The following is a 24,019-nucleotide window of genomic DNA, read 5'->3' on the forward strand; positions in this document are numbered from 1 at the left end:
ACAAGAGCTCTGGTAATTTTTCACATCCCACCGAGAGCACGGGGCGCCCGGTCGGCGGCGCTGCTTCGTCCAGCGCCGCGGGCCCGGCTCCTGCTCAGACCGCGAGCGCGGAGCCCGCGTGGGATCCGGTCAGCAGGACATCGATCAACACGAGGGCTTCGAGCGGCGCGTCCGGGCAGGCGCCGGCGCCGCCGCCCGTCACGTCGGGGGGCGGTTCACGGCAGCCGTCGCCGCCGCCGCGCCAGGTGGGCGGCGCATTCGGGAGCACGTCATCCGGCAATGGGGGAGGATCGGCGAGCCCGGCGCCGTCGCCGCGGCCGAGTGTGTCGTCGCCGCGGCCAGTAACGCCGTCGCCGCAGCCGAGCGCGTCGTCGCCGCAGCCGAGCGCGTCGCCGCCGCGGCCGGTTGCGTCGCCGCCGCGGCCGAGCGTGTCGTCGCCGCAGCCGGTAACGGCGTCGCCGCAGCCGGTCGCGTCGTCGCCGCAGCCGGTCGCGTCGCCGCTGCGGCCGGTAACGCCGTTGCCGCAGCCGGTCGCGTCGCCGCCGCGGCCGGTCACGTCGCCGCCGCGGCCGGTCACGTCGCCGCTGGAGCCGGTGGTGTCGCAGCCGAAGCCGGTCGCGTCGCCGCCGCGGCCGGTAACGCCGCCGCAGCAGCCGGTCGCGTCGCCGCAGCAGCCGATCGCGTCGCCGCTGGAGCCGGTGGTGTCGCAGCCGAAGCCGGTGGTGCCGCAGCCGCAGCCGGGCGAGGTGTCGCCGAAGCCGGTCACGTCGCCGCTGGAGCCGGTGGTGTCGCAGCCGAAGCCGGTCGCGCCGTCGCCGCAGCCGGGCGAAGTGTCGCCGAAGCCGGTCGCGTCGTCGCCGCAGCCGGGCGAGGTGTCGCCGAAGCCGGTCGCGTCGTCGCCGCAGCCGGGCGAGGTGTCGCCGAAGCCGGTCGCGTCGTCGCCGAAGCCGGTCGCGTCATCACCGCGGCCTACTACGGCGCCTTCGCCGGTCTCCCCGGGGCTCGCGCCCAACAACCAAAGCGGTACCGCGATCGAGGACATCGCGAAGGCAACACCCGATCTCGCCAAGAAAGCCATCGAGTCAGCGTCTTCGGAGAAAACCGGCTCACCGCCCACCGCGCCCGTCACGGAGGCCGCCAAGACGGCGCCCTCGAAGAGAGGTGACATCAAGTCTCCCGAGCTCCTCAGCAAGACACCGGAGGAGCTGCACCGCGGCGCCGAGCCGACAAAGGACGGCGGCCTGCCGCGGCCCGCCAAGAGCGGCGACCGCAGCAATGCGCCGCGTTCCCGGGGAGAGCTGGCGGAGGACGACGGCACGGAATCGACCGAGCCCGCCACGGAGGACGGCGCTCAGCTCCTCGACGAGGCCGACAGCAACAAGACCGAGGCAGCGTCCGGCCAGGATGCCAAGGCAGAGTCCGGCCAGAAAATCGGGCAGCTGGAGGATAGGATCATCCTCGAGCGGGCCGAGAGCGAGACGACGACCACGGGGGGCATCATCATCCCCGACAACGCCGCGGAGAAGCCGGACGAGGGGCACGTCGTCGCCGTGAGCAGCGGCACGGTGCTGAAGGAAGGCGAGGGTCGCCCGCTCGAGGTGAAGATCGGCGACACTGTGCTGTTCGGCGAGCACAGCGGCACCGAGGTGACGTCTCCGGCAGCGATCGCGGCCATCGCCGCGGTGGTCGCGCCCGCCACCGCTGCTGTCACCGCAGCCGCCGAGTCCGCGGGGAAGCGGAGGCCCGTCGATCTGGCGAGCCTCACCGCAGGATTCGGCAACGGCGGCGGCGCGACGGCGCAGCCGTCGAGCACCTCCACCTCGTCGGGAGCGCCGGCCAATGAGGCGTCCGGCAGCGGGCTGCCGCGCTCCGGGAACGTGGTGAAGGCCCCCTCCGAGGCGTCGGACGATAGCTCCGAGCCGGATGATCCGAACAGCGACGACGACGACGCCACGACCGGCCCTCGCACGCTCGTCCAGGCCGCGTACATGACCGGCGACATGTACATCATCGCGGCGGCGCTGCGGCTCGACCCGAACCTCTCGGTCCGCATCCTCTGGGACGATTCCCACTACGTCGGCACGTCCAAGGAGCGCGCGGAGCTCGAGGGCCGCTCGCTGTCGGAGATCTACGAGAGCGCCAAGACGACCGAGGCGATCGAGCGGGCGCGCATGAAGAAGAACGCCGATCGCATCCAGCAATTCTACCTCGAAGCCGGGATCGAGCCCCATCGCATCGAGCAGGTGGATGCGACAGAGAAGGGCGCGCGCGCCGCGTACGCTGACGTGCGCAAAGCCGCGTTTCCGGACGATGGGACGGCGCCCGACCCCGTGCTGCGGGTCCCCGGTTACGCCACGAGCGTGGTCCAGAAGGCGTTCCGCGAGGATCGCTACAAGGCGAAGAAGCAGCTCACCGGCATGTTCGACGCCATCTCGCCCGAGCGCAAAGCGCAGATCGATTCGTATCGGCGGGGCCTCTTCGGCGACGACACCATCATGCTGCTGTGGAACCGCAAGACGGGCTTTATCCACGGGCCCAAGAACATCGGCCTCGATATGAACCCCAACCTGCTCGACCAGATGGTCGTGATGGTCGAGGAGGATTTCGGAGGGCGCCAGCCGGTCATCATCGGTGACCCGCCCGACTCGCCGGGGCCGTCTGTCGAGCGCAGGACCCAGAGCGGCCGTCAGCTGATCGAGTACTGGAAAGAGCTCAACCTCTCGTTCGTGGAGCAGGCCTATTTCCTCGACCAGCTCCGCGAGCAGAACCGGGCGATGGCCGCGGGCATGATCAGCGGAGCGCTCGAGCTGCCGGCGCTGCTCGGGATGCCGACCGTGTACTTCGAGCTCAGCTCGATGCGGCAGAAGGGCCAGCGGTGGATGAAGATGAGCGGCCGCGGCCGGCCGGCGGGCGGCGCGGTGCCGAACCTCAACCAGATCGAGATCAAGGCCGACACGGAGCACGGCGCGCTGCTCAGGCTGCTCTACCAGGAGCTGACCGACTGGCTGGACGGCTGGCTGGACGACGACAGCGGAGATCAGCCGCCCATGTCGCTCCAAGACACCCAGGCCGTGATCGACGCGATACGCGACGCGGTCGGCCCGATCGAGATCGACGCTGGGAGCGACGACGGCCGCGCGACCGAGCTGGCCATCGAGCGCCGTAACAAGCCCGTCGTCCCGTTCCATCACGACCCGGATGGGCCGGGCTCGAAGCTGCGCGACGACAACCTCGAGGAGCTCAAGAAGGGGCTCGATCTGCTGGCGTCGGTGCGCGGCGCTCACCGGGCCTGGCCTGTCTCCGACGAGGTCCGAGCCGACCTCGATCGTCACGTCGGCGAGCTGCTGGGGGCTTACGGCTTCCTCCCGCGAGAGCTGGACGATCTACGCACGCTCCTGCATACCTGGGACTCCATCGGCGAGGCCGAGCAAGAGCGGGCGAAGCTCATCGACGGGTGGTCGGATGAGCAGGTGATAGACCACCTCCGGCGGCGCCAGCCGCGCGCCTCGATCGAGCGCTCCGGCCCAGACGGCGACGTGACCCTGGCGGGCCGTTCGATGCCGATCGCCGAGCTGAGGGAGCGGCTGAAGGCCGACCCCAAGTGGGTCTATCGCCTCGTCAAGCAAGAGTCGGAGCGCACCCTCCTGGCCGACGAGCCGCTCCAGCCCCCGCGCGAGCCGTCGAGAGCGGAGATCACGCGGCTCGTCGAGGAGACCGGCGACCCGACCGGCCTCAGGAGCCTTTACGATCTGCTCGGCGGTCCGGTGTTCTCCGGTCTGGCCGAGGATCTGGGCCCCTTCGACGGGGCGCTCGGCAACGTCATCGACGCGGTCGCTACGATCGGGCTCGAGCGGGCGGAGCAAGCCGTCGAGCTCGTCGGCCCCGCCGCCTTCGCCGGCGTCCTCTTCGAGAACCGGACGAGCCCCGGCCGGCTCGAGCTCTTCGTGGAGCGGCTCGTCGAGAACCGGGAGCAGATCGAGGAGCAGCAGCGGAACACCCGATCGCTCGACGGGGCGCTCATCGTCGACGCCCGCCTGGCGCGGACGGTGAACCGCGCCGCGCTGGCCGGCCGTGAGCCGGGCGCCAAGGAGCTCCAGCGCTTCCCGCGCCGGCCTGGCGAGCAATCGCAGGCGGGCCAGCTGAAGACGCTGCGCGCGCGCGGCGGCGGGCCCGCGCGGGAGGTGCTGGCGAGCACGCTCGGTTATGGCCGCGTCAACGGTCCTGACAAGAGACACCTGTTGTTCGGGCTCGACGCGGAGAGCGAGCTCTCCGGCGCGTCGGGCGAGCTCGCGGGCGGCAAGCCCGGGGCGCAGGAGCAGAAGACGAGCGACGGCCCTTCCAAGACGGGGAAGAGCGTGCCTGTCCCCGTCCTGCCGGTGACCGCGGAGGACCGCGCGAGCCCCGCGTACGCCGAGGTCCTGAAGGCCGTGTACGACCTCCGGATCAGGAACGCGCGCCGCGGCGACCTGGCCGAGCTCGCCGACGTCTTCTTCGCCGCGCAGAAGACCGGGTCGACGCCGGTCTTCGCGACGGGATCGCCGGCGCTGCTGGACGCCCTCGGCATGCACGCTGGGCGGGACATGGCGGCTCGCGGGCGCGGGCAGGGCTACACGAGCTTCTTCGGGCCGGACGGCCTCACCGTCACGCTGGGGCAGGGGACGGTCAACGTCAGGCCGGTCGAGGCGGTGAAGCTGCCGCGGGAGCTGCCGGAGACGGAGATGATGCGCCTCGCCGAGACGCGGCAGACGGCCCCGGGCGAGCAGAAGCTCTACGCCGGCATGACGCTGACGTACCGGCCCCGCAACTCCAGCGGCGAGCCCAAGCCGGCCTCGGTGCTGGGCTACAACAACACCGGGGGGCTCAGGGTGCGGACCGGCCCTGCCACGAGCCCTGTGGAGCAGGTGCTCTCGTCCGACGAGTTCGACATCGTCCTCGACGAGGAACAGCCCCCGCCGCCGCGGGTCGAGGGCGTTCCGATGGAAGAAGTGCAGGCGATGTTCGGCGACCCGGAGATCGGCGCCCGCCTGGAGAAGCTGCTCGACTTCGAGCTTGCGCCCGAGATCCCCGGGATCGAGCACATCCCTGTCCGCCGTTACGTCGACATGATCGATCGGTCGGGCTTCGTCTCCACCATCGTGGGCGGCGCGGTGCGCGACGTGGTGGGCAAGCTCAAGGACCCGACCGACATCGATCTGTCGACGACCATGCCGGCCATGGACGTCTTCACGGCGATGCACCACCAGAAGCTGGGCGACAGCGCGCGCAAGGACGGCCTGCCCCAGGCGAGCGTGCTGCCGTACTGGGGCCTCGCGCAGATCGAGCGGCAAGTGGACTCCGGGCTGGACGTCGCGAGCCTGCACGGGCCGGGGCCCGGCCAGCAATCTTTTGACCTCGCGGAGGACCTGAGCTCTCGCGACTTCACGATCAACAGCCTCTATTACGATCCCAAGACGAAGCAGGTCCTCGATCCCACGGGCAAGGGCCTCGACGATCTGAAGGACTTCAAGCTCCGCTGGACGAGCGGCAGCGGCGAGGCGCTGGAGAAGAAGCTCAGGCACGATCCACCGCAGATCCGGCGGTGGATCAAGTTCCGGATGAAGAAGTACAAGGACGCGGAGGGGCGCGAGCGTTACCTCGAGCCGGCCAATCGTGACGATCTCAAGACCATCAACGATGTGCTCCGGGACCTCCTCGACAGCGACCAGCTGACGCCCGAGGACGTCGCCTACATGATCGACGGGATGGGGGCCAGCCCGTCCCAGGTGCTCGACAAGGCCGACCACATCGGTATCGAGAAGGGGCTGCTCGAGCGATTGTTCGCCATCCCGCGGGGCGGCGCGCCTTCCGACGCGTCCCGATCGCCCGAGGCCTCCAGCGGGGCGCCCGCGCCCAACGCCGGTGTGAAGGACGCCACCATGGCGTTCAACCCTCCGGCCTTCGAATCAAGCGCTCCGGGCGCGCTCGATGCGTCCGGCGTGCTCGATGCGTCCGGCGCGCCCTCGGATGCTGCCGAAATCGATGCCGGCCAGCTGGCCGATGAGGGCGCGCTCTCCGACCTGATCGACAAGCTGAAGGAGCGCAGCAGCGCGTGGGGTCACCCGGCGACGGAGGAGAACAGGAGTGAGGCCAAATCGCTCCTGGAGGATCTGCTGCGGTCGCAGGGGGTCAACCCGAGCATCGTGAAGCGGCTCGGGGAGATGATCATGAACCCCGCGTCGGTGTCGCAATCCGTCTTTAGCACGTGCGTGCCGCAGGGAATCCTGTACTCGCTGCTGAAGAGCGATCTCGAGACGTTCTCGCACCTGGTCGCGGCGGTGTTCACGGGGAGGCAGCTTGGGCGCTTCGCGAGCGCGCCGGTGGACCTGACGCGCGACGCGTCGAAGAGCGCGGCAGATGGGGCGAGGGCCGAGGTGCAGGACATGGCCCGGCGCGTGATGACAGGAGGGCTTCCGCAGGCGGGAGACCCCGGTCACAACAAGCTGCTGTTCAACGGCCTGAAGACGGCCGGAGCCAAGCGCACGCAGCTGGCCGGCGACAAGGACGCCACGGCGTCGCTCGACCGACACATCCTGGACCACCTGCTGGGGCGGAGCCTGGGCAAGCTCTTGAGGCTGCACGACCTCGAGCAGTACAAGAAGGACGAGGCGACGACCGAGCAGGCAAAGCCCGGGTATCGCGCGAAGGGCGACGGCAAGTCGGCCAGCGAGTCGTCCGGGCAAGGCGGCCCGTCCAAGAAGCAGGGCGACCTGCTGCTCTCGGCGAACTCGGTGGCGACGATCGTCACCAAGCCCCTGGGCGCGGACGCGACGGTGCTTGTCGCCGGGGAGGACGGCGACCACGTGGCGCGGGTCAACGAGGTGCTGAGGCAGACGGATCGCGCGCCGTTCGCGTTTGCCACGGTCCTCGACGGCGATGCGCTGTGGAAGGAGGCGCAGAAATACGAGCCCGGTACGACGAGCCCTCACGATCCTGCGCGAGCCGGCGTGATCGACAAGGTCGGCGAGGTGAGCCCGCACCAGGTCACGATCGACGGGGAGATCACCGAGGACGGCGACTCGTACATCGTGCCGATCCAGTCGTGGGGGCGGTCCTTCTCCATCCAGGTGAAGAAGGACGTGATGCCGGAGCTGTTTGTGGCCTTCACGGTGGGGACCTACGTGCCGGCGCAAGCGCCCGCGGCGGAGGCCCTCGCCGACCAGAGTGACGCGCCGCTCGAGCCCGACGCGGGCGTGGCCGATCTCCCCGCCGGCATGCCGGCGCCTGCCACCGCAGTCGCCGCATCCGACACGTCAGACACCAGCTCCGAGCCGGACGATCCGATGAGCGACGAGGACGACGCCGCGACCGGCCCTCGCACGATCGTCCAGGCCGCGTACATGACCGGCGACATGTACATCATCTCGGCGGCGCTGCGCCTCGACCCGGACCTCTCGATCCGCATCCTCTGGGATAACTCACACTACCTCCGCACGATCGAGGAGCGCGCGGAGACCGAGGGCCGCTCGGTGGACGAGATCTACGAGCGCGCCAAGACGACACCCGATGCCGAGCGGGCGCGCATGAAGAAGAACGCCGATCGCATCAGGGCGTTCTACATCGAAGCCGGGATCGATCCCAATCGCATCGAGCTGGTGGATGTGACCGAGAAAGGCGCGCGCGCCGCGTACGCTGAGGTGCGCGACGCCGCGTTCCCGAAAGGTGGGACGGCGCCCGACCCCGTGCTGCGGGTCCCCGGTTACGCCACGAGCGTGGTCCAGAGGGAGTTCCGCAAAGATCGCTACGGTGCCAGGCAGAAGCTCGCCGGCATGTTCGAGGGGATCTCGGAAGAGCGCCGGGGGAAGATCGACGGGTACCGGAAGGATTTCTTCGGCGACAGCAACATCATGCTGGTGTGGAACCGCGCGACAGGCTGGACCCACGGTCGCAAGAACATCGGCCTCGATACGAATCCCAACCTGCTCGATCAGATGATCGAGATGATCGAGGAAGATTTCAATGGTCGCTTGCCGGTCATCATCGGCGATCAACCCCAAGATCCGGGGCCGTCGGCCAAGCGCATCATCGAGGCGCCTCAGCTGATCGAGTACTGGAACAAGCTCGGCCTCTCGCTCGTGGAGCAGGCCTATTTCCTCGACCAGCTCCGCGAGCAGAACCGGGCGATGGCCGCGGGCATGATCAGCGGAGCGCTCGAGCTGCCGGCGTTGCTCGGGATGCCGACGGTGTACTTCGAGCTCAGCTCGATGCGGCAGAAGGGCCAGCGGTGGACGAAGATGAGCGGCCTCGGCCGGCCCACGGGCGGCGCGATACCGAACCTCAACCAGATCGAGATCAAGGCCGACACGGAGCATGGCGCGCTGCTGAGGTTGGCCTACAAGGAGCTGGAAGAGTGGCTGGACGACACTGGCGAAGACGTAGCTCGGAAGTCGATGTCGCCCGAGGAAACCGAGAAGGAGATCGACGCGATACGCGGCGTGGCTCAGCCGACCGTGTTCAACGTCGACAGCGAAGCGTACGACACGATCCCCCTGAGCGATCCGATCGTCAAGGCGCGGAAGACGGCCGTCGCTCCGTTCTATCACGACCCGGATGATCCGTCGTCGAGCGATGCAGCGGTGGAGCGCGAAGAGCTCGCCCAGGCGCTCGAGAGGCTGGCGAGGGTGCGCCGTGTTTACCGGGCCGGGAGCGTCTCCAAGGAGGTGCGGGGCGACCTCGCGCGCCACAGGCGCGAGCATCTGGGGTCTTATGGCTTTCTCCAGCAAGAGCTCGACGATCTGCGCACGCTCCTGCGTACCTGGGACTCCATCGGCGGGGCCGAGCAAGAGCGAGCGAAGCTCATCGACGGGTGGTCGGATGAGCAGGTGATAGACCACCTCCGGCGGCGCCAGCCGCGCGCCTCGATCGTGCGCTCCGACCCAGGCGGCGACGTCACCCTGGCGGGCCGTTCGATGCCGATCGCCGAGCTGAGAGAGCGGCTGAAGGCCGACCCGAAGTGGGTCTATCGCCTGGTCAAGCAAGAGTCGGAGCGCACCCTCCTGGCCGACGAGCCGCTCCAGCTCCCGGGCGAGCCGTCGAGAGCGGATATCGAGCGGATCGGCCAGGAGACAAAGAACCCGACCGGCGTGGAGCACCTCCACGAGCTGCTCGGCGGTCCTGTGTTCTCCGGTCTGGTCGAGGATCTGCGTCCCTTCGACGGGGCGCTCGGCAGCGTCATCGACGCGGTCGATGCGATCGGGCCCGAGCGGGCGAAGCAAGCCGTCGAGCTCGTCGGCCCCGCCGCTTTCGCCGGCGCCCTCTTCGAGAACCGGACGAGCCCCGGCCGGCTCGAGCTCTTCGTGGAGCGGCTCGTCGAGAACCGGGAGCAGATCGAGGAGCAGCAGCGGAACACCCGATCGCTCGACGGAGCGCTCATCGTCGACGCCCGCCTGGCGCGGACGGTGAATCGCGCCGCGCTGGCCGGCCGTGAGCCGGGCGCCAAGGAGCTCCAGCGCTTCCCGCGCCGGCCTGGCGAGCAGTCGCAGGCGGGCCAGCTGAAGACGCTGCGCGCGCGCGGCGGCGGGCCCGCGCGGGAGGTGCTGGCGAGCACGCTCGGTTACAGCCGCGTCAACGGTCCTGACAGGAGACACCTGTTGTTCGGGCTCGACGCGGAGAGCGAGCTCTCCAGCGCGTCGGGCGAGCTCGCGGGCGGCAAGCTTGGGGCGCAGGAGCAGAAGAAGCAGCAGAAGACGAGCGATGGCCCTTCCAAGACGGGGAAGAGCGTGCCTGTCCCTGTCCTGCCGGTGACCGCGGAGGACCGCGCGAGCCCCGCGTACGCCGAGGTCCTGAAGGCCGTGTACGACCTCCGGATCAGGAACGCGCGCCGCAGCGACCTGGCGGAGCTCGCCGACGTCTTCTTTGCCGCGCAGAAGACCCGGTCGACGCCGGTCTTCGCGACGGGATCGCCGGCGTTGCTGGACGCGCTGGGCATGCACGCTGGGCGGGACATGGCGGCTCGCAAGCGCGGGCAGGGCTACACGAGCTTCTTCGGGCCGGACGGCCTCACCGTCACGCTGGGGCAGGGGACGGTGAACGTCAGGCCGGTCGAGGCGGTGAAGCTGCCGCGGGAGCTGCCGGAGACGGAGATGATGCGCCTCGCCGAGACGCGGAAGACGGCCCCGGGCGAGCAGAAGCTCTACGCCGGTATGACGCTGACTTACCGGCGCCACGGCTCCGGCGACGAGCCCGAGCCGGCGTCGGTGCTGGGCTATACCCACGACGGGCAGATCAGGGTGCGGACCGGCCCTGCCACGAGCCCTGTGGAGCAGGTGCTGTCGTTCGACGGCTACGACATCGTCTTGGACAAGGAACAGCCCCCGCCGCCGTCGATGAACGGCGTCCCGGTCGCGGATGTGCAAGAGATGTTTGGCGACCCGGAGATCGGCGCCCGCCTGGAGAAGCTGCTCGACTTCGAGCTTGCGCCCGAGATCCCCGGGATCGAGCACATCCCTGTCCGCCGTTACGTCGACATGATCGATCGGTCGGGCTTCATCTCCACCATCGTGGGCGGCGCGGTGCGCGACGTGGTGGGCAAGCTCAAGGACCCGACCGACATCGATCTGTCGACGACCATGCCGGCCATGGACGTCTTCACGGCGATGCACCAGCACAAGCTGGGCGACAGCGCGCGCAAGGACGGCCTGCCCCAGGCGAGCGTGCTGCCGTACTGGGGCCTCGCGCAGATCGAGCGGCAAGTGGACTCCGGGCTCGACGTCGCGAGCCTGCACGGACCGGGGCCCGGCCAGCAGTCGTTCGATCTCAAGGAGGACCTGAGCTCTCGCGACTTCACGATCAACAGCCTCTATTACGATCCCAAGACGAAGCAGGTCCTCGATCCCACGGGCAAGGGCCTCGACGATCTGAAGGACTTCAAGCTCCGCTGGACGAGCGGCAGCGGCGAGGCGCTGGAGAAGAAGCTCAGGCACGATCCACCGCAGATCCGGCGGTGGATCAAGTTCCGGATGAAGAAGTACAAGGACGCGGAGGGGGGCGAGCGTTACCTCGAGCCGGCCAATCGTGACGATCTCAAGACCATCAACGATGTGCTCCGGGACCTCCTCGACAGCGACCAGCTGACGCCCGAGGACGTCGCCTACATGATCGACGGGATGGGGGCCAGCCCATCCCAGGTGCTCGACAAGGCCGAGCACATCGGTATCGAGAAGGGGCTGCTCGAGCGATTGTTCGCCATCCCGCGGGGCGGCGCGCCTTCCGACGCGTCCCGATCGTCCGAGGCCTCCAGCGGGGCGCCCGCGCCCAAGGCCGGTGTGAAGGACGCCACCATGGCGTTCAGCCCTCCGGCCTTCGAATCGAGCGTGCTCGACGCGCTCGGCGCGCTCGACGCGGCCGGTGCGCCCTCGGACGCCGCCAAGGTCGACGCCGGCCAGCTGGTCGATGAGGGCGCGCTCTCCGACCTGATCGACAAGCTGAGGGAGCGCAGCAGCACGTGGGGCCACCCGGCGACGGAGGAGAACAGGAGTGAGGCCAAATCGCTCCTGGAGGATCTGCTGCGGTCGCAGGGGGTCAACCCGAGCATCGTGAAGCGGCTCGGGGAGATGATCATGAACCCCGCGTCGGTGTCGCAATCCGTCTTCAGCACGTGTGTGCCGCAGGGGATCCTGTACTCGCTGCTGAAGAGCGATCTCGAGACGTTCTCGCACCTGGTCGCGGCGGTGTTCACGGGGAGGCAGCTTGGGCGCTTCGCGAGCGCGCCGGTGGACCTGACGCGCGACGCGTCGAAGAGCGCGGCAGATGGGGCGAAGGCCGAGGTGCAGGACATGGCCCGGCGCGTGATGAGAGGAGGGCTTCCGCAGGCGGGAGACCCCGGTCACAACAAGCTGCTGTTCAACGGCCTGAAGACGGCCGGAGCCAAGCGCACGCAGCTGGCCGGCGACAAGGACGCCACGGCGTCGCTCGACCGACACGTCCTGGACCACCTGCTGGGGCGGAGCCTGGGCAAGCTCTTGAGGCTGCACGACCTCGAGCAGTACAAGAAGGACGAGGCGACGACCGAGCAGGCGAAGCCCGGATATCGCGCGAAGGGCGACGGCGCCAGAGCTACTGAGTCGTCCGGGCAAGGCGGCCCGGTCAAGAAGCAGGGCGACCTGCTGCTCTCGGCGAACTCGGTGGCGACGATCGTGAGCAAGCCCCTGGGCGCGGACGCGACGGTGCTTGTCGCCGGGGAGGACGGCGACCACGTGGCGCGGGTCAATGAGGTGCTGAGGCAGGCGGATCGCGCGCCGTTCGCGTTTGCCACGGTCCTCGACGGAGAGGCGCTGTGGAAGGAGGCGCAGAAATACGAGCCCGGCACGACGAGCCCTCACGACGCTGCGCGAGCCGGCGTGATCGACAAGGTCGACGGGACAAGCCCGCACCAGGTCACGATCGACGGGGAGATCACCGAGGACGGCGACTCGTACATCGTGCCGATCCAGTCGTGGGGGCGGTCCTTCTCCATCCAGGTGAAGAAGGACGTGATGCCGGAGCTGTTTGCGGCCTTCACGGTGGGGACCTACGTGCCGGCGCAAGCGCCCGCGGCGGAGGCCCTTACCAAGCCGGCGGACGCGCCGCTCGGGCCCGACGCGGGCGTGGCCGATCTCCCCGCCGGCATGCCGGCGTCTGTCACAGGTGTCGCCGCGTCCGACACGTCAGACACCAGCTCCGAGCCAGACGATCCGGCGAGCGATAAGGACGACGCCTACAACGGCCCTCGCACGATCGTCCAGGCCGCGTACATGACCGGCGACATGTACATCATCACGGCGGCGCTTCGCCTCGACCCGAACCTCTCTGTCGAGATCCTCTGGGACGATTCCCACTACGTCAACACGTCCAAGGAGCACGCGAAGCTCGAGGGCCGCTCGTTGAACGAGATCTACGAGCGCTCCGGGACGACCGAGGCGATCGAGCGCGCTCGGATGAAGAAGAACGCCGATCGCATCGAGCAGTTCTACCGCGCCGCCGGGATCGCGCCCGATCGCATCAAGCAGGTGGATGCGAGAGAGAAAGGCGCGCGCGCCGCGTACGCTGAGGTGCGCAAAGCCGCGTTCCCGAAAGATGGGACGGAGCCTGACGCCACGCTGCGGGTCCCCGGTCACGCCACGAGCGTGGTCCAGAAGGCGTTCCGCGAGGACCGCTACAAGGCGAAGAAGCAGCTCACCGCCATGTTCGACGCCATCTCGCCCGATCGCAAAAAGGAGATCGAAGCGTACCGGCAGAAGCAGTTCGGCGACGACCCCATCATGCTGCTGTGGAACCGCAAGACGGGCTTTATCCACGGACCCAAGAACATCGGGCTCGATACGAATCCCAACCTGCTCGACCAGATGGTCGTGATGGTCGAGGACGATTTCAAAGGACGCACGCCGGTCATCCTCGGTGACCAGCCTGACTCGCCGGGGCCGTCGGTCGAGCGCAGGATCCGGAGCGGCCGTCAGCTGATCGAGTACTGGAAGGACCTCAATCTCTCGTTCGTCGAGCAGGCCTATTTCCTGGACCAGCTCCGCGAGCACAACCGGGCGATGGCCGCGGGCATGATCAGCGGAGCGCTCGAGCTGCCGGCGTTGCTCGGGATGCCGACGGTGTACTTCGAGCTCAGCTCGATGCGGCAGAAGGCCCAGCGGTGGATGAAGATGAGCGGCCGCGGCCGGCCCACGGGCGGCGCGGTGCCGAACCTCAACCAGATCGAGATCAAGGCGGACACGGAGCACGGCGCGCTGCTCAGGCTGCTCCACCAGGAGCTGACCGACTGGCTGGACGGCTGGCTCGACGACGACGACGGCCGAGATCTGCCGCCGATGTCGCTCGAGCAGACCGAGGCCGTGATCGCCGCGATACGCGACGTGGTCGAGCCGATCGAGACCGACGACGGGAGCGGCAGCGCGCGCGCGCGCGCCCGGGCGATCGAGATGCAGAAGCAGCTCAAGCCCGTCATCCCCTTCCATCATGACCCGGATGGTCCGGGCTCGGAGGCGCGCGACGACAACCTCCGCGCGCTCACGGCCGCGCTCGACCTGGTGACGTTGGTTCGCGACGCTCACCGGGCCTGGCCTGTCTCCGACGAGGTGCGAATCGACCTCGAGCTTCACATGCAGAAGCAGCTCGGGGCGTACGGCTTTCTCCTGCAAGAGCTCGACGATCTGCGCACGATGCTGCGTAGCTGGGACTCCATCGGCGAGGCCGAGCGCGAGCGGGCGAAGCTCATCGACGGGTGGTCGGATGAGCAGGTGATAGACCACCTCCGGCGGCGCCAGCCGCGCGCCTCGATCGAGCGCTCCGACCCAGGCGGCGAGGTCGTCCTCGCGGGCAGCTCGTTCTCGGTCGCCGAGCTGAGAGAGCGGCTGAAGGCCGACCCGAAGTGGGTCTACGGCCTCGTCAAGGAAGAGTCGAAGCGCACCCTCCTGGCCGACACGCCGCTCGAGCTCCCGGGCGAGCCGTCGAGAGCGGATATCGAGCGGATCGGCCAGGAGACAAAGAACCCGACCGGCGTCGAGCACCTCCACGAGCTGCTCGGCGGTCCTGTGTTCTCCGGTCTTGTCGAGGATCTCCGTCCCTTCAAGGGAGCGCTCGGCAACGTCATCGACGCGGTCGATAGGATCGGGCCCGAGCGGGCGGAGCAAGCCGTCGAGCTCGTCGGCCCCGCCGCCTTTGCCGGCGCCCTCTTCGAGAACCGGACGAGCCCCGGCCGGCTCGAGCTCTTCGTGGAGCGGCTCGTCGCGAACCGGGAGCAGCTCGAGGAGCAGCAGCGGGCCACCGGCTCGGTGGACGGGGTGCTCGTCGTCGACGCCAACCTGGCGCGGACGATGAACCGCACCGCGCTGGCCGGCCGTGAGCCGGGCGCCGCCGCGCTCAAGCGCTTCCCGCGCCGGCCTGGCGAGAAGTCGCAGGCGGACCAGCTGCAGGCGCTGCGCGGGCCCCGTGGCGGCGAGCCGCGGAGAGTGCTGGCGAGCACGCTCGGTTACGGCCGCGTCAACGGCCCCGACAAGGAGCATCTGTTGTTCGGCCTCGATTCGCAGGAGGAGCTCTCCCGCGCATCAGGCGAGCACGACCAGGACGGGGCGCAGCCGGTGGGCGACGGATCGACGGGGAAGAGCGTCCCTGTCCCGGTCCTGCCGGTGACCGCGGAGGACCGCGCGAGCCCCGCGTACGCCGAGGTCCTGAAGGCCGTGTACGACCTCCGGATCAGGAACGCGCGCCGCAGCGACCTGGCGGAGCTCGCCGACGTCTTCTTCGCCGCGCAAAAGACCGGGGCGACGCCCGTCCTCGCGACGGGATCGTCGGCGCTGCTGGACGCGCTGGGCATGCACGCTGGGCGGGACATGGAGGCTCGCAAGCGCAAGCAGAGCTACACGAGCTTCTTCGGGCCGGAGGGCCTCACCGTCACGCTGGGGCAGGGGACGGTGAACGTCAGGCCGGTCGAGGCGGTGAAGCTGCCGCGGCAGCTGTCGGAGACGGAGCTGATGCGCCTCGCCGAGTCGCGGGAGACGGCCCCGGGCGAGCAGAAGCTCTACGCCGGCATGACGCTGACGTACCGGCCCCGCGGCTCCAGCGGCGAGCGCAAGCCGGCGTCGGTGCTGGGCTATACCCACGACGGGCAGCTCAGGGTGCGGACCGGCCCCGAGACGAGCCCCGCAGAGCAGGAGCTGTCGTTCGACGGGTACGACATCGTCTTGGACAAGAAACAGCCCCCGCCGCCGTCGATGGGCGGCGTCCCGGTGGCGGATGTGCAAAAGAAGTTCGCCGACGACGGCATCGGCGGGCGCCTCGAGGAGCTGCTCGACTTCGGGCTTGCGCCCGAGATCACCGAGATCAAGCACTTCCCCGTCCGCCGTTACGTCGACATGATCGAGCGGTCGGGCTTCATCGCCACCATCGTGGGCGGCGCGGTGCGCGACGTGGTGGGTAAGCTCAAGAAGCCGACCGACATCGACCTGTCGACGACCATGCCGGCCATGGACGTCTTCGCGGCGATGCACCACCAGAAGCTGGGCGACAGCGCGCGCAAGGGCGGCCTGCCCCAGGCGAGCGTGCTGCCGTACTGGGGCCTCGCGCAGATCGAGCGGCAGGTGGACTCTGGGCTCGACGTCGCGAGCCTGCACGGGCCGGGGCCCGGCCAGCAGTCGTTCGATCTCAAGGAGGACCTGAGCTCTCGCGATTTCACGATCAACAGCCTCTATTACGATCCCAGGACGAAGCAGGTCGTCGATCCCACAGGCAAGGGCCTCGACGACCTGAAGGACCGGAAGCTCCGCTGGACGAGCGTCAGCGACGAGGCGCTGGAGGCGAAGCTCAGGCACGATCCATCGCAGATCCGCCGGTGGATCAAGTTCAGGATGAAGAAATACGAGGTCGAGGGGGAGGGCGAGTTCTATCTCGAGCCGGCCAATCCTGGCGACCTCGGCATCATCAACAAGGTACTCCGGGATCTCCTTGACAGCGACCAGCTGACTCCCGAGGAGGTCGCCTACATGATCGACGGGATGGGGGCCACCCCGTCCCAGGTGCTCGACAAGGCCGACCACATCGGTATCGAGAAGGGGCTGCTCGAGCGATTGTTCGCTATCCCGCGGGGCGGCGCGCCTTCCGACGCGTCCCGATCGCCCGAGGCCTCCCGCGGGGCGCCCGCGCCCAAGGCCGGTGTGAAGGACGCCACCATGGCGTTCAGCCCTCCGGCCTTCGAATCGAGCGCTCTCGGCGCGATCGAGGAGTCCGGGGTGCCCTCGGACGCTGCCGAAATCGACGCCGGCCAGCTGGCCGATGAGAGCGCGCTCTCTGGCCTGATCGACAAGCTGAGGGAGCGCAGCAGCACGTGGGGCCACCCGGCGACGGAGGAGAACAGGAGTGAGGCCAAATCGCTCCTGGAGGATGTGCTGCGGTCGCAGGGGGTCAACCCGAGCATCGTGAAGCGGCTCGGGGAGATGATCACGAACCCCGCGTCGGTGTCGCAATCCGTCTTCAGCACGTGTGTGCCGCAGGGGATCCTGTACTCGCTGCTGAAGAGCGATCTCGAGACGTTCTCGCACCTGGTCGCGGCGGTGTTCACGGGGAGGCAGCTTGGGCGCTTCGCGAGCGCGCCGGTGGACCTGACGCGCGACGCGTCGAAGAGCGCGGCAGATGGGGCGAAGGCCGAGGTGCAGGACATGGCCCGGCGCGTGATGAGAGGAGGGCTTCCGCAGGCGGGAGACCCCGGTCACAACAAGCTGCTGTTCAACGGCCTGAAGACGGCCGGAGCCAAGCGCACGCAGCTGGCCGGCGACAAGGACGCCACGGCGTCGCTCGACCGACACATCCTGGACCACCTGCTGGGGCGGAGCCTGGGCAAGCTCTTGAGGCTGCACGACCTCGAGCAGTACAAGAAGGACGAGGCGACGACCGAGCAGGCGAAGCCCGGATATCGCGCGAAGGGCGACGACGCCAGAGCTACTGAGTCGTCCGGGCAAGGCGGCCCGGCCAAGAAGCAGGGCGACCTGCTGCTCTCGGCGAACTCGGCGGCGACGATCGTGAGCAAGCCCCTGGGCGCGGACGCGACGGTGCTTGTCGCCGGGGAGGACGGCGACCACGTGGCGCGGGTCAATGAGGTGCTGAGGCAGGCGGATCGCGCGCCGTTCGCGTTTGCCACGGTCCTCGACGGCGATGCGCTGTGGAAGGAGGCGCAGAAATACGAGCCCGGCACGACGAGCCCTCACGACGCTGCGCGAGCCGGCGTGATCGACAAGGTCGACGGGACGAGCCCGCACCAGGTCACGATCGACGGGGAGATCACGGAGGACGGCGACTCGTACATCGTGCCGATCCAGTCGTGGGGGCGGTCCTTCTCCATCCAGGTGAAGAAGGATGTGATGCCGGAGCTGTTTGCGGCCTTCACGGTGGGGACCTACGTGCCGGCGCAAGCGCCCGCGGCGGAGGCCCTTACCAAGCCGGCGGACGCGCCGCTCGGGCCCGACGCGGGCGTGGCCAACCTCCCCGCCGGCATGGTGAGGACGGCGCGCCCGGCGCTGCGCGAGATCGTGGCGCGGCTCGTCCCGCACAAGGAGCACCAGGCGGCGATCCGACGGCTGTTCGACGACGAGGGCGGCCCGGGGATCCCGGCGCAGATCCGTGAGGCGCTGCCGCTGATGTCGCGTGATGCGGCCTCCGCGCTGGCCAATGAGATCCTCGAGAAGTGGCTGACGTTCAATCCAAGCTTGCTGGAGGATCCGAGCGTCGATCTGGCGCCTCACCTCGAGGGGCACTTCACGCTGGTGCTGGGTGCGTTCGAGCGCGACCGAGGCCGCTGGACGATCGGCGGCGACGGGAGCAGCAGCGAGAGCGAGGAGGGCACCTCGGCGTCATCCGACACGGAGGGCAGCCTCGGATCGAGGCAGAGATCGCCGTCGGCGGAGCAGCGGGGCGCGGAGCGTACGGCGTCGGACGGGTCCGAGAGCGACAGCGACGACTCCTCGACGACAGCGAGCAGCGACGGAGAGGCCGCTCCGGGAGGGCGGTCCAGCCCAGGGCGGACGGCGACGAGCGGCGACGCCGGAGGGGACCACCTGCTGGACGCCTTCGGCGGGATGGAGCTGAGCAGCGACAGCGACGGCGAGGGCGCAGCGCCGCCGCGCCAGCGCACGAGCGAAGCGGAGATGGCCATTCCATCGTGGATATGGGATGACCCGGGTTACAGGGCGCTGTCGGACGCGCTGGTCGAGAACGCGGACGACGAGGACGTGGGGCGCCTGCTCACGAGCGTGCTCGCGAACCAGTCGAAGAACGCGGAGCTCTACGCGAAGACGCTGACGGCGGCGCTCCCTCCGGCGAGCACGCTGAAGGGCGCGGTGCTGGTGCAAGCGTTGGAGCGAGCGCTGAGGCCGTACAAGCAGCTGCGCGAGGTCGCGTTCGACGCCGCGGCCGAGCTGGGCGCGCTCGACTCGCTGCGGGGCAACAGGGAGGCGCTGACGGCGCTGCGCAATCCGCCGCTGCCGCCGCCTCCGCCGCCGCCGCGCGACCACGAGTCGCCGCGCAAGGTGATCGAGAGGGGGCGAAAGGGGCGCTGGCTGACGGGCGCCGAGGCCGAGGCGCTGCGCGGCGCGCTCGGAGAGCACGCGTTCGCCGGGATGCTCGATCTGGCGATGAGCAAGGGCAAGCTCGGCGGGATCCGGGCGTTGATCGAGCGGCTGGTGGAGCACGCGGGGCGGATGGAGAATCCGGCGCTGTTTCCGCCGCTGACCTCGAGCTCGCTGGTTGTCGACTCCAACCTTGTCGACGCGCTTCTCGAGCCGCCTGACCAGCTGCCGCACAACAAACGCACGGCGCGCGCGCAGATCGAGGAGCTGATCCGAGAGCACGACATCAAGGATCTGCGCCTGGCGAACGTGGGCGTCGGCGAGACGTATCAATACGACGTCATCGGAAAAGATTTCGTCACGTCGGACGGGGAGTCGATCCCCTGGCTCGGCGTGCCGCTCGACCGAGGCGCTCGGGGTCGCAAGGGGGATTACGAGAAGGGGTTCGAGGAGCTCGAGCAGAGATCGGTGGGCGAGGGGAAGGGCAGCGCGGATCGCAGCATGCTCGCGGACGCCTTCTTCTCGGCGCGGACGGCGAGCGCGGTGCCGCACTTCGCGACGAACGATCAGGGCATCTTGCGCCCGCTGCTGCGATTCGGGGGCATCAATCCCGACGGCCGCGGCGGGATGAGCCTCTCCGAGCTCGTGGAGTCGAACACTGACGAGGGCTATTTCAGCCCGAAGCTGGTGGGGCGCGAGCTGGCAGCGCACGTGATCGAGAACGCGCCGACGCCCGCGCGTGGCACGGCGGAGCGGAATGCGCCCGACCCCGGGGACACGTCCGACGCGGAGCTGCTCGATATGCGGCTCGGCGGCGAGCACCGGGTGCGCGACGTGATCGCGTTCATTCGCAGGTCCGGCTACGACGTGTACATCGTCGGGGGCGCGGTGCGCGATCCGATGCTCGACAAGACGCAGCGGGACGTCGATCTGAAGACGAACATGCCGCTGTCGCTGCTGGAGCGCGCGCTGCGCAAGGAGGCGGCGTTCGGCGCGCTGGGCATCAATACGGTGCCAAAGCAGCGGCTGCTGAAGTTCGGCGGCGACGAGAACGTGCTGGACATCAGCACCGGTGAGGAGGGGACCGCGCCGGGGCCGCTCGACGTGGAGGCGGACGCGCTGAAGCGGGATTTCCGCATGAACGCGCTCTACATGAACGAAAAGGGCTATGTCTTCGATCCGCTGGACGGCGGCATCGAGGACCTCTTGACGGGCCGGCTGCGCTTCGTGGCCGATCCGGGCCCGCCTGCGTCGATCGAGGAGCGGCAGGAAGCGGTGGTGGATTACCTGAGCGACGAGCCTTGGGTGCTGGGGCGCGTGCTCAAGTTCTACCAGCGGGGTTACGAGCTGGAGCCGGAGATCCTCGACGCGGTGCGGGAGAACGCGGTGTCGATCGTGTCGGCGATGAAGGAGCACCCGGCGCCGCTGGCGGAGAAGTCGCTGTTCTTGCACAAGACCGGCGTCGAGTCGCCGGAGCATCTGATCGAGGTGATGGAGGTGCTCGGCTTCCCGCGCGAGGCGATCCGGCAGCTGTTGCCGGACGACGTGGCCGGGCGCTTCGATGATCGGGGCGAGGCGTTTGGCCGGGATATCCTGCCGCGGCAGCGCCGGACGCCGAGGGACGAGGCGTCGTGGGATCCGTCGTCTGGGCCTGAGATGAAGGTGGATATCGACACTGGGCGCATCTACCAGTACCGAGTCCACGCGACGGCCAAGGAACCCGGCAAGGCGGACGAGCGCGTCATCATCGATGTGGACCTGAGCGACCACAACATGATCGGTCACTCGGCGCCGCACTACCACGTGTACCGGTGGCGACCCAGGAAGGACGGCCGACCCGACTGGGTGAAGAAGAAGAACGGCTTCTCGGAGACGGGCCAGCCAGGCCTGCCGGAGCTCGACGGCGGCGAGTACACCGGGCCGCAGCCGTGGCGGTTCGACGAGGGGCTCGACAGCGCAGACAGCCCCAGGCGCTTCCAGGAGCTCGCCAGCAAGAGCATCCAGGAGGCCGGCATCCCGCTCTCGAGGGCCGGGGAGCTCTGGGATCTCGGCGGACAGGTGAAGCTGCACCCGGAGCGGCTTCGCGAGCTGCACGACGCAGGGCAGTTCAACAAGCTGCTCATGCTGGTGAAGAACCTGATGGACGGGATGCCCTGGTCGCCCAGGGACCAGGCGATCCTGGATCTTTCAGGGTCGCACCGCGGCCAGCAGCGGCTCCGTTTCAAGCCGCAGCTGGACCAGGTGGAGCAGTTCCTGAAGGACTCCGGCGTCAAGAACCCCGCGTCTCACCCGCTGTTCAGCGATGGGAGGGGCGCGATCAAGCACGAGGCGCTCCTCCGCGTGTACGATCTGGCCGCCAGCGACGTGCCGATGGAGCGGCGCGTCCCGGCGGCCCGGTTCGCGCTGAAGGACGCCGAGGACTTCAACGGGTTCGTGGAGCGCTTCGAGTTCTACCTGACCACCGGGCTCGACGATCCTGGGCGCGTGGAGGCGCAATGGGAGCGGGTGCAGCAGGTGGTGAAGGGCGCCGGCGCGGTGTCCCATGCGATGCTCGACCGGGCCAAAGGCGTGGTGGGCTCGCTGTCGGAGAAGGAGACGGTCGACAAGCTGGGTTTTGCGTCCGAGAGCGCGGCCGCGTATCACGTGGCCAAGCACGTCGCCGACTTCACGCCGTCCGGCCAGCAGGGCAGGGCGACGGCGCAGGACGTGCAGCGCTATCTGCAGTCGGCGCGTGACACCATCCTTGAACACGACGCTGTCGAGCGCACGACGGACGAGAGCGGCGCCGTCAACTTCGTGTTCTGGAAGCGGTCGACGAAGGCGGTGGTGCGGGTGGGGCGCGACGGGAGAGCGCACCTCGTCACCTCGTTCGTCAAGGGCGGCAGGCGCGGCAGCAACACGATGCCGCGGCCCGCTCGCGCCGGCCGCACAGGCGATCTCGCCGGCGAGAGCTCCGGCGCGACGGGCGATGTCAGCAGCGGGAAGAGCGCGACCGCGGAGCTCGTGAAGGTCGCGCCGGTGATGACGGGCAGCCCCGCGCGGCCGACGGAGGTCGTGCTCGAAGCGCTGAAGGCGGCGCGGGCGAGCTGGTCGCGTCCGGCCACGGGCGACGACAGGCAAGAGGCGGCGAGCCTGCTGAGCGAGCTGATGCGGTCGCGGGGCATGGACGGCGCGCTGGTCCAGAGGATGGGCGAGCTCATCGACAACCCCGAGTCGCTGTCGCAGCACGAGTTCGCGACGTGCGCGCTGCACGGCATCGTGTACGCGCTGCTGAAGAGCGACTTCGCCGGCTTCACGCGGATGGCGGAGGCCGTGTTCACGGACAAGCTGCTCGACCAGCAGGGCGACACGGTCCTCGACGTGAGCGGCAAGGCGCCGGAGGGCACGACGAAGCTGCTGTCGAACGCGGTGAAGAAGATCGTGAACCGGCGCGGCGACGCAGCCGCCTCCAGCGCGATGCGCGACCCGCGCACGCTCGATTACGTGCTCGCGCGGAGCCTCGGCCGGGTGCTGCGGGAGCTCGCCCCCACGCAGTACGCGGCCGACGTGCAGAAGGCCGCCGAGGACCACGCGAGCTACCGCGACAAGAAGGCAGACGGCGAGGCGCCCGCGGGCGTGGCCAAGACAAAGGGCGATCTGCTGACGTCGGCCAACTCGGTGGCGACGATCCTGCGCCGGGCGTTCGGCGCGGCGCCGACGATCATGACGGGTGATGGCGATTACGACATCACCCGCGTGAACGAGGTGTTCAACGGGGCCGAGGGCGCGCCGTTCGCGTTCGCCACGGTCCAGGACTGGAAGGCGCTGTACGCCGAGGCGCAGAAGTACGAAGCAGGCAAGTCGAGCGATCGCGCCTCGGACGCGGCGCCGATGGAGCAAGTCGGCGACTCTGGTGCGCATCAGGTGGTGATCACCGGCCCGATCACGGAGACAGGCGCGCACTACACGGTGCCTGTTTACTCGTGGGGCCGGTCTTTCCCGATGGTCGTGAAGAAGGAGGTCATGAAGGACCTCTTCACGGCCGTCACGTATGGCTCGTTCACCCCGGTGCAAGGACAGGCGCCCGAGTCGCCCGTGCCGAGCGAGGGCCCTGGCCAGGCGGCGGTCGTCGCGGGTCCTCCGGCGCCGGCTCACCTGGACACGACGGCGGGGCCTCCTCCGCTGCCAGCCACGAGCGCGCCGCGTCTGGCAAGCGGCGCGGACCCCGGGCCTGGGACCAGCGCGACCGGGACAACGTCGTCAGGCGAGCGCGATCTCCCGCGTGTCGCCCAGGAAGCGGCCCTGGCCATGAAGGACCAGATCCTCTCCGCCGCGAGCGGCCGCATCGCCGACGCCCCGTCGATCCTCGCGAGCGCCAAGATGGATACCGTGCTCGTCCACCTCGCGGAGGACGCGGCCACGGCCATGGCGGATCGCATCCTCGCGGCGGCGAGGGAAAGCACGCCATCCGGCGCTCCGGCCGCCGGGACGGCCGCCCTCGAGGGGAGCGTCGCGCGCATCGCCCAGGCCGCGGCGATCGCCATGATGGATCGCGTCCTCGCTGCGGCGAAGGGCCCCCTCGCCGCCGGAAGGCCGCACCTCGTGCCTGGAGGCGAGGTCGATGGCGCCATCGCGCGCATCGCCCAGGGGGCGGCGACCGCCATGGCGAGCCGCATCGCCTCGACGACCGGCGGGCCCGTCGCTGATCCATTCCTAGACGCCATCGCCGAGGCGCTCGTGGCGCGAAAGCAATGCGACTGCTGAAGGCGTTCCGGGCCAGACGCCCCCGCGGCGGCCCCTCGGGCGACGAGGTCCTTCTCGGGCCCGAGGCGGGCCGTTCATGCCCCGCCGGCCGCGCCGCGCCTCGCCTCGCGCGGTGCCGCTGGAGCGTGATTTTTCGCGAGCAGCAGACGCCCGCGGCCTTCGCCGTGACGGTGTTGCACGTCCCTGATGAATGGTGCACGACT

General features: G+C 69.4%; 2 protein-coding genes. One reads left to right on the top strand and one right to left on the bottom strand.

Going from position 1 to position 24,019, the window contains the following annotated elements; translation table 11 throughout:
* Window positions 1–94: 94 nt before the first annotated feature.
* Window positions 95–766 carry a hypothetical protein gene (locus WME90_RS10660; protein WP_437280982.1) on the bottom strand — a complete coding sequence of 224 codons (672 nt, stop codon included), beginning with the start codon at window positions 764–766 and terminating at the stop codon, window positions 95–97.
* Here WME90_RS10660 and WME90_RS10665 point away from each other — a divergent pair.
* Window positions 702–23,816, top strand: coding sequence for a hypothetical protein (locus WME90_RS10665; protein WP_437280983.1), 23,115 nt, complete (start codon window positions 702–704; stop codon window positions 23,814–23,816). The two genes, WME90_RS10660 and WME90_RS10665, sit on opposite strands and share 65 nt — an antisense overlap.
* Window positions 23,817–24,019: the final 203 nt, after the last annotated feature.

The organism is Sorangium sp. So ce375 (assembly GCF_051473855.1).
Classification (GTDB): Bacteria; Myxococcota_A; Polyangia; order Polyangiales; family Polyangiaceae; genus Sorangium.